The sequence below is a fragment of the Verrucomicrobiia bacterium genome, assembly GCA_026414565.1.
In the GTDB taxonomy this organism is placed as follows: Bacteria; Verrucomicrobiota; Verrucomicrobiia; order Limisphaerales; family Fontisphaeraceae; genus Fontisphaera.
In genome coordinates this window covers 20,362-28,422 of the sequence record JAOAIT010000068.1, presented here as the reverse complement: position 1 = coordinate 28,422, position 8,061 = coordinate 20,362, and the positions used below count along the sequence as shown (strand labels likewise).

Annotated in this window: 6 protein-coding genes; 3 read left to right on the top strand and 3 right to left on the bottom strand. The window is 66.8% G+C overall.

What is annotated here, in order from left to right; translation table 11 throughout:
* Positions 1 to 754: UDP-3-O-(3-hydroxymyristoyl)glucosamine N-acyltransferase (lpxD, locus tag N3J91_16300; GenBank protein MCX8157974.1), on the top strand; the 754-nt coding region annotated here is incomplete at its 5' end.
* A 3-nt stretch (positions 755 to 757) separates the two neighbouring features.
* Positions 758 to 1,216 carry a phage holin family protein gene (locus tag N3J91_16295; GenBank protein ID MCX8157973.1) on the top strand — a complete coding sequence of 153 codons (459 nt, stop codon included), beginning with the start codon at positions 758 to 760 and terminating at the stop codon, positions 1,214 to 1,216.
* A gap of 78 nt (positions 1,217 to 1,294) precedes the next feature.
* Here N3J91_16295 and N3J91_16290 read toward each other — a convergent pair whose 3' ends face one another.
* The gene (locus N3J91_16290; GenBank protein MCX8157972.1) at positions 1,295 to 2,509 is read right to left on the bottom strand and encodes a Gfo/Idh/MocA family oxidoreductase; all 1,215 of its coding nucleotides are present in this window, start codon (positions 2,507 to 2,509) and stop codon (positions 1,295 to 1,297) included.
* Positions 2,510 to 2,636: 127 nt separating this feature from the next.
* Complete coding sequence (locus tag N3J91_16285) at positions 2,637 to 5,504, bottom strand: glycoside hydrolase family 127 protein (GenBank protein ID MCX8157971.1); 2,868 nt, start codon at positions 5,502 to 5,504, stop codon at positions 2,637 to 2,639.
* Between the two features lie 148 nt (positions 5,505 to 5,652).
* Here N3J91_16285 and N3J91_16280 point away from each other — a divergent pair, with 148 nt between their 5' ends.
* Entirely contained in the window at positions 5,653 to 6,810 is a 1,158-nt protein-coding gene (locus N3J91_16280; protein MCX8157970.1) for a Gfo/Idh/MocA family oxidoreductase, read from the top strand.
* Here N3J91_16280 and N3J91_16275 read toward each other — a convergent pair.
* Complete coding sequence (locus N3J91_16275; GenBank protein ID MCX8157969.1) at positions 6,807 to 7,775, bottom strand: hypothetical protein; 969 nt, start codon at positions 7,773 to 7,775, stop codon at positions 6,807 to 6,809. The two genes, N3J91_16280 and N3J91_16275, sit on opposite strands and share 4 nt — an antisense overlap.
* Positions 7,776 to 8,061 lie beyond the last annotated feature (286 nt).

Sequence of the window (8,061 nt, the reverse complement as noted above, 5' to 3'; positions counted from 1 at the left end):
GGGGGCGGGGGCGCAAGTGGATCCGACGGCGGCGGTGGGGCCTTATTGTGTGGTGGGGGCGGGGGCGGTGATTGGGCCGGGGAGCATTTTGGAGAGCCATGTGCATGTGGGCGAGGGGGCGGTGGTGGGGGGCGAGTGCCGGTTGTTTCCGCAGGTGACCCTTTATCCGGGGGTGCGGCTGGGCCAGCGGGTGCGGGTGCATGCGGGGACGGTGATAGGGTCGGACGGGTTTGGGTATGTGCTGGATGAGGGGCGGCATGTGAAGGTGCCGCAGATTGGGACGGTGATCATCCATGACGATGTGGAAATTGGGGCGAATGTGACGATTGACCGGGGGGCGCTGGGGCCGACGGTGATTGGGCGGGGGACGAAGATTGATAATTTGGTGCAGATTGCGCACAACGTGACGATCGGCGAGCATTGCATCATTGTGGCGCAGGTGGGGATCGCGGGGAGCACGTCGCTGGGCAACTACGTGGTGCTGGCGGGGCAGGTGGGGATAGCGGGGCATTTGAAGATTGGCAACCAGGTCACGGTGGCGGCGCAGTCGGGTGTGATGCATGACATTCCCGACGGGCAGAAGTGGCTGGGGAGCCCGGCGCAGCCGGATCGGCAGACCAAACGGCAGCTCATTGCGATCACCCAGTTGCCGGAGCTGATGCGGCGGGTGCGCGAGCTGGAGCAGAAGCTGGAGCGGCTGGAGAAACTGGAGGCGGGCGCGGGGACGGCCGCATCCACCCAAACCCCCGGCTAACGCATGGAAGGGTCATCCACGGTGCCGGACAAGCTGAAGGCCTTTGTGCAGGCGTGGATCATCACCATGGTGGGGGTGCTGGTGGCGGCGCATGTGGTGGACGGGATTCAGTATGAGGGGTGGGTGGATTTGGTGGTGGCGACGCTGCTGCTGGGTTTGTTGAACGCGTTTGTGCGGCCGATTTTGATGTTGCTGTCGCTGCCGTTGCTGCTGCTGACTCTGGGATTGTTCACGCTGGTGATCAATGCCGGGCTGCTGTGGCTGGTGGGCGAGCTGGTCAAGGGATTTCAGGTGGCCGGCTTTTGGGCGGCGTTCAAGGGGGCGCTGGTGATTGCGGTGCTGAGCCTGCTGCTCAACAGTCTGACGAGGACGGGCAGCACGCGGGTGCGTTTCAGCGGGAGGCGGCGTCCGGAGAATCGCGGCGGGGGCGATGACCGCGGCGGGCCGGTGATTGATGTGTAAAAAGGATGGGGGTTGTCGGCTGGTGGCGGGGGCCGCGCCGGGTGATGAAGGCTGGGCGGGCGCGGGATTATGTGGAGGTCAGGCTTTGACGCCGCGGAGGTCGGGTTCGAGTTTTTTGCCTTCCTTGATGAGGGCGGCGAGGGTCAGTTCGGTCTGGCGATAGGCGGCTTCGCGGCCGAGGACGGCGGTGAGGTTGGAGCGGACGGAGGGGGCGACGGTGGGGTTGTCGTAGCGTCCGCGGGCGATGGCCTCCCAGAATTCGCGGATGTTGACCTGGGCGCCGGTGGTGTAGAGGTTGTCCACGCGGGCGCGCATGAAGTCCTTGCCGCGGACATAGACTTCGGAGAAGTAGTCGCCCCAGATGACGCCGTCGGAGCCGAACCAGCGGGCGGTGATTTCATCCTTCACTTCGGGGATGGATTGGATGCAGGTGAAGGCGAGGGGGATCTGGTTGGGGAACCAGAAGGTGAGGGCGAAGTGGTCGTAGATGCTGGCGGGGGGTCGGACTTTGCGGCCGCCGCCGCCCACGGCGCGGACGGGGTCGGCGTTGATGATCCAGGTGGCGAAGTCGAGGGAGTGGATGCTTTGTTCGACGATGAAGTCGCCGCCCAGTTCGAGGACGTAATACCAGTTGCGCAGGCGGCCTTCGGCGGTGTCGGGAGGGGTGCCGCGGCCGCCGCCGCGCCAGGGGTAGTGGGCGTCGCCGAGGATGAGCTGGCCGATCTGGCCTTCGTGGACGCGGCGGACGGCCTCGCGGAAGTGCTCGTTGGCGCGGATTTGGAAATCCACGAGGAAGACGAGTTTTTTGGCGGTGGCGCGCCGGCCGGATTCGGCGATGGAGAGGCAGCCGGGGGCGTCAATGGCGATGGGTTTGGCGATGAAGACGTGTTTGCCGGCGTCCACGGCGGCGGCGGCCTGTTCGGGATGGAAATAGGGGGGGGTTTCAATGACGACGGCGTCCAGTTGGCCTTCGAGGAGGCGGCGGTAGGCGTTGAGGCCGGTGAAGCGGCGGGCGGCCGGGATTTGGTGTTTCTGGCCCACCACTTCGACGCGGTCGCCAAAGTAGTCGGCGCAGGCCACCCATTGATAATGGCCGTCGGCGGCGAAGAGATCGGCAATCCAGGCGCCGCGTCCGCCGCAGCCGATGAGGCCGACTTCGAGGCGGGAATTGGCTTCCGCGCCGAAGACGGTGGCGGGTTTGAGCAGGGTGAGGGCCGCGCCGGCGGCGGCGGTGGAGGCCAGGAAGCGGCGGCGGGGGACGGGGGCGGTGAGAGGAGAAGCGGTGGTTTTCATGGCATTCGTGGAGCCCGAGGGGCAGGACGCAACAAGATGGGACAAGCGTTGGGTCACGCGGGCAGGCTAACCGGGAAGGGCCGGTGGCGTCAAGTGACCAAGGCGGGGGAGGGCTTTGAAGGAGGTGTTAATCCCCTCGTTCGGGGTTGAAGAAGGCTGCCGGTTGTGTGGCGAAGTAGGGGGCCAGGCCCTGCACATTTACGACGCTGACATCCTGCAACTGGAGGCTCCAGAGGCCGCGGGTGTGAGCGGGGGGGATGGGGGCCTGGAGGGTATAGACGTAGCGGCCGGCGTCGCCGAGGTCCACAAAGGCTTCGAGGACACCGGCCGGCCGGCCGGCCGGGTCGGAGAGCACGGCCTTCTTGAAGCCTTCGCCCTCGGCGGCGAGGGTGATGACGATGTTGGTGGCGCCGGCGGCGGGGACGGTGTAGAGGCGCGGATGGAGGAATTCCAGGCCGGCGAATTGCGGGGTGAGGAGGACTGCGGGGAGGGGTTGGGCGGAGATGACGTCCCAGGTGATGAAGGAGCCGGCGCGCACGTTGGGCATTTGCGGGGCGTCGAGCGCCAGCCGCCACGTGCCGGGGGCGGGTTGCGGGACGCGGAGGAATTCGCGCTGCCAGACGGCGTTGGTGGCGGGGAAGGCGGTGTGGGCCAGCAGGCGGCCGGCGGGGTCGTACAAGCGGGCCTCGGCCGGCGCCTTCCAAGCGCCTTTGCGGATGAGCATGAGTTCGAGCGGGGCGGAGTGGGAGAGCTTGAAATACAGCTCGCCGGAGCCGGCCGGCACATGGCGGGCGTGCAGGCCGTTTTCGGTGGCGAACTGGCTGGCGGACAACTTGAAGCTGCGCGGGGGCCGCTGGACGAGGCCGGTGCGTTCCATGAAGGGGAGGGCGTGGACGGTGAAGATGGTGCCGGCGCCGAGGTCGAGGGTGTTCCAGGCGACGGCGCGGGCGAGGGTGGTTTCGTAGGAGAGCTTGAGGGCGTCCAGGTAGCGCGGGTCGCCGGTGCGCTGGTAGGCCCAGGCGAGGGCCTCGAGGGTGCGGCCGAGGTATTCGGGATACATGCCCAGGGTGCGGTGGATGACGCGCAGGGCGGCGTCGGCCACGCGCTCGTCGCCGGTGGCGCGGTAGTAGTAAATGAAGCCGGTGGCGGCGATGCCGTTGAAGAAGGCGATGCGGTTGTCCCAGCGGATGTTGAATTTGCCGCGGGGGTCGAGGCCGTCCAGGAGGCGGTGGACGGTGTCGCGGGCGGCTTCAAAGAAGAGGGGGTCCCAGGTGGCTTCATAGACGGGGAGGAGGGAGATCAAGGCCCAGCCGATTTGGCGCTCGTTGCCGAGCGAGCGGGGGTTGCGGATGTCGCGGGCGAAGAAGCGTCCGAGGGTGAGGGCGGCTTCGCGGCTGCGGCGGTCGCCGGTGAAGAAGTAGTGCTCGAGGAGGCCGCGGGTGAAGGTGTGGCCGAATTCGGCCTGGGTTTCGGTGTGGCGGGGGGAGTGTTTCCATTGCCAGCCGGTGAAGTGGTTGGTGTCAATGTCGGCCTGATGGCGGGCCATGCGGCGGGCGGCGTCGAGGTATTTGCGCTGGCCGGTGCGGGCGAATTGGACGAGGAAATTGTGGGGCATGTCGTACTCGAGGTTGACGTAGGAATTTTTGCCCTTGTACGGTCCGCCGTAGTAGAAATCGCCCCAGTGGCGGAGGCCGGTGGTCATGCTGCGGATGCATTTGTCGCCGCTGGCCTGGGTGAGGGTTTCGTAGTCGGGAAACACATCGAAATCGAAGGGGGCCAGGTCGCCGAACACGCCGCTGGCGCAGTACCATTCGGGGGGCGCGATGGCGAAGAGGGGCTGCTCCCAAGCGCGGGTGAGGGCGGATGCCCCGGCGGGGGGCGCAAAATCCAGGAGCAGGTCGTGGGTTTTGGCCAGGCCCTGGTCCCAGTCAAACGGCTCGGGGGCGCCGGCGGCGTAGAGCTCGCAGCGGTATTGGAGGCCGTCGGCCTGGAGGGTTTTGGGGAATTGGGGGGCGAAGTCGCGGACGGCGGTGAGGACGCGGAAGAGGGCGTTGGAGGAGAGCACCCAACCGGGGGCGCGCATGCCCCGCGCGGGCTGGGCGCCGCCGACAAACTCGTAGTGGGACTCGGCCCACTGGCGCAGCTCGTGGCGCAGGGCGCGGCTTTCATGGGGCGCGGGCTGGTCGCTGCCCAGCCAGGCGAGGGGCTGCGCGGGTGGGGCCGGGGGGACGTTCCATTGCACGCCGTAAGTGCGCACGGGCAGGAGCTGGTTTTGGGGGTCCAGGTGGAGGAGGGTGTGCTGGGCCTGGAGGCGCACGGCGCCGGCCCAGAGGGTCAGGCGCCAGACGTAATGGAGGGTGACGGGGGCGTTGCTGTGGGCCAGGGGGCGGAGTTTGCCCGCGACGCGAATCACGGCGCGGAGCGGGCCGCGTTCCTCGACTTCGACGGCGTCGGGCGGGAGCTCGGCGCCGCCTTCGTTCACGAAGGTGCCCAGGGCGAAGGCGGGGAGCGGGCGGCCCTGCAGACGGAGGTTGCGGAGCAAATGGAATTCCTGGCGTGACACGGTGAATTGCAGGAGGCCGTTGTCCACCTCGACGCCGGCGGGGGTGTCGGTGAGGCGCACGGGGTTGGGCGGCGGAGGCGGGGCGGGGGCGTTGGGGGTGGCGGCGAGGGTCAAGAGGGCGCGTTCGCCGGCCGGGAGGGTGAGGGGAAAATCCAGGAGCGCCCATTTGACGGAGCCATCGCGCCAGGTGGCCAGCGCCTGGGCCTGCAGGGGGAGGGGGCGTCCCTGGGCATCGTGCAAGCGCAAGGCGGCCACGTTGGTGAGGCGCCCCTGGGGGAAGGGGACGCCGGAAGTGACGATTTCCTGGTGGCGCGCGACACCTGCCGGTTCCGCGACGGAGAGGGTGAGTTCCACGGCGGGCAAAGGCAGAGCGAGGCAGAAGGCCGCGCCAGCGCGGAGCCACGCCGTGAACTGCGGAAGAAGTTGCTTCACCGGCCCAAGGTAACATGGATGGGGGCAGGAGAAAAGCCCGCCTGGGGAGGGATGGCCGAAAAGGCGCCTTGATCAGGAGAATGGAGGGGCCGGGATTGGAGCCGGCAAAAACGCTGGCAATTTGTGGGTTGGGCCGCACAATGGGGGCATGGCAACTTTCCATCATTTGCGGGCGGGAGTAATTGGCACGGGATTTATTGGGCCGGTGCACGTGGAGGCGTTGCGGCGGCTGGGGGTGCAGGTGACGGCGCTATGCGATTTGCCGGAGCGGGTGCGGGCCGCCGCCGATCGGTTGGGGATTCGGGGGGCGTATGGGGATTATCGGGAGCTGCTGGCGTCGCCGGAGGTGGATGTGGTGCACATCACGGCGCCGAATCGTTTGCATTGCGAGATGGCGCTGGCGGCGCTGGCGGCCGGGAAACATTGCGTGTGCGAGAAGCCGCTGGCGATGAACACGCGGGAGACGGCGCGGCTGGTGAAGGCGGCGCGGCGGGCGGGCACGGTGTTGGCGGTGAATTACAACGTGCGCTTTTATCCGGCGGTGTTGCAGTTGCGGCGGATGGTGGAGCGCGGGGATTTGGGGGAGATCATCCACGTGAACGGCTCGTACCTGCAGGACTGGCTGTTCAAAGCCACGGATTACAACTGGCGGCTGCTGCCGGAGGAGGGCGGGGCGTTGCGGGCGGTGGCCGACATTGGCACGCACTGGATGGACACCGTGTCGTTCATTCTGGGCGCGCGGATAACGCGGGTGATGGCGGATCTGGCGACGTGGCACAAGACGCGGCAGCGGCCGCTGGGGGAGGTGCAGACGTTTGCGCGCGAGAAGCAAACCACCCGCTATGCGTCGTATGCGGTGAAGACGGAGGATTTTGCCAGTGTGCTGCTGGAATTTGGCAATGGGGCGCGGGGCAATCTGGCCGTGTCACAAGTGGCGGCCGGGCGCAAGAACTGCATCCGGCTGGAGATTTACGGCAGCCGGCAATCGGCGTGGTGGTGCTCGGAAGAGCCGGAAACGCTGTGGCTGGGCCGGCGGGACGAAGCCAATGCGGTGGCGATGCGGGGGACGCCCGCGTTTGGGCCGGACGCCGCGCCGTTTGTGGATTATCCGGCCGGGCACGTGGAGGGTTTTCCTGACACCTTCAAGATGCTCTTCCGGGCGGTGTACACGGCGATTGCGGCGGGGGGCAAGGAGGCGCCATTATTTGCGACGCCGGAGGATGGGCATCAGGAGGTGGCGGTGTGCGAGGCCATCCTGAAGAGCCATCAAGCGCGGCGTTGGGTGGCGGTGCGGGGCGCGGTTTAAGCCATCCAGGCGCGCTCGCGGTTTTGCACCTGGGGGAGGATTTGTTTGACGAGCTGGACGTTCTGCTCGACCTGGAAGTCAAACATGCCGACGCAGATGAAGTCGGCGCCGTTGGCGAAGGCGTAGCGGAAGCCGGACTCGGGGCGGATGGCGCCGGCGGCGAGCACTTTGAAGGCGATCCAGGGTTTGTCCACCTCCTGCATGAAGGCGATGGTTTTTTCCGGGGACAAGTCCCAGTAGTTGTCGGCGCGGTTGTCAATCACATCGTCCTGCTGGTCGGGGCGGCGGGCGGACCAGTACTGGGTGTGATGGAGGGTCTTCATGTAAAACTCGGCGCCCATTTTCTGGCGTTCGGCCTCGATGATGACCTCGAGTTTGTGGGCGCCGATGCCGGCGGGCACTTTTTGGGATTTGACGAGGTCCACGCATTTGGCGAGGAGCTCGAGGCGCTGCTCCTTGTACCAGCGGTCGCCGATGACGCCCTGGACATAGACGGCCGCGGCGCCGAAATCAATGGACTTGAGGATGTCGGTCTTCCAGTCGTCGGTGCCGGGATGGCCCTCGGCGATCCATTGCATTTTGCCGCCGCGCTCCTTCCAATAGCGGGCGAAGACGTCCATCGGTTTTTTGCGGGGGTCGGCGATGATGGTGTTGATGCCGTGCTCCTCCATGAGCTGGAGGGTGTCGAGGACTTTTTCTTCGGTGTTGTAGGCGCGCATCAGGGCGGGCACGTAGTTCAAGTCGCGGGAGTGGGCCCAGCCGCTGATGAGGTTGCCGCCGGAGATCAAGCGGCTGACGGTGAGCTTGCCGATGCGGCCGGTGGGCAGGGTGCCGCGTGAACCGGCACGCACCGGGGACGGGGCGGCTGGCGGGGCGTCCGCGGCGGCCAGGGTGCCTGCGCCGACAGCGGCGGAGACGACCACGGAGTGGGAAATGAAATGTCGCCGGTTGATCTTCGTGTTCATGACTGAGTTTAGCGATACCACACAAAGGCTGAGAGGGCAAGTTGGGAATCGGGAGGAGAGGAGAGGGAAAGGGGAAATGCAAAGTGGGAAATGCAAAATGCAAAATGCAAAATGCAAAGTGCAAAGTGCAAAGTGGGGATGGGCGGGGGGGAGGGGGAGGAGGGGGAGGTTTTGGGGAGGGGAGGGAGGATGGCTTCGGCGAGACGCCGAAGCCGGCACGCGAGCGCGCGCGCTGCCCGAGATTGGGAGGCGGCGCGCGCTGCCCGAGATGAGGATTGGGGGAAAG